The organism is Pseudomonas lactucae (genome assembly GCF_016937615.1).
Lineage (GTDB): Bacteria > Pseudomonadota > Gammaproteobacteria > Pseudomonadales > Pseudomonadaceae > Aquipseudomonas > Aquipseudomonas lactucae.
Genome location: NZ_JAFHKI010000215.1, coordinates 1 through 865, shown reverse-complemented (window position 1 = coordinate 865; position 865 = coordinate 1). Strand labels below are relative to the sequence as shown.

Annotated in this window: 1 pseudogene; it reads right to left on the bottom strand. The window is 59.5% G+C overall.

The features are described 5' to 3' along the window. Positions 1 to 865: pseudogene (locus JWR98_RS28310) on the bottom strand (type IV secretion protein Rhs); the annotation flags it as partial.

Genomic DNA, 865 nt, shown 5'->3' with positions numbered 1-865 from the left:
GATCGCCTGGTCATTACGCTCGTATTTCCAAACCGCCTCCCATGGGCGCATAACCCGTACGAAGCCAATTGTCATGCTCGTAGGATGTTGGTTCGTCGTCCCCCGGAAACACCGCCACTAAACGTCCGGCGTCGTCGTACTGATACGCCGTCACTGCCCCGAGCGGATCCTGCTCGACCGTCAGCCGGCCTTTAGCGTCGTAGGATTTGAAATGCTGAGCACCGTCCGGATCGATGCGCTGCACCAGCCGCGCTCGGTCGTCATGGACATACACTTCCTGGCTACCGTCGACGTTATGCACGACAACACGGCCGTCATCACCCCAGACATACCGCGTATCCATCTGCGAAAAACTGGCCCAGTGCCGGACACAGCGTGCCGCTTTACCGGAGCGTTCCCATTCCCAAAAGAAACTCGCGCCACCGGCCAGTCCACGCTCCAGAATGACGTGCTGCTCGTCGTACCGATAAACCTCGCTTTCGCCTACCGCATTGGTCGCGCAAACGAGTCGGCCCGAGTCGTCATAGGCGTAGGAAACAATGCTCTGCTCCGTCACCCATTCGTAAGGCTCATACCCCTTGGCCCGCTGAACCTGGTAATCCACCGCCACGATGCGGCCCAGTTCATAGCGCAAACACAACGAGCGGCCGACACCGTTATCCAACCGCTCAATACGCCCCATAAAATCCCGGGCAATCCGCAGCCGGTTGTCATACGCGTCACTGATCGAGAACAGCACGCCGTCGCGAAAGTGATAAAACCGCGACGCCTGGGCCAGCACTAACTCATCCGGTGAAGACCCCAAATAGATCGCCGCTTCGGCGAGGCTATTGGTGATCGCGGGGCGCGCCTCAGTCGGCAGCGG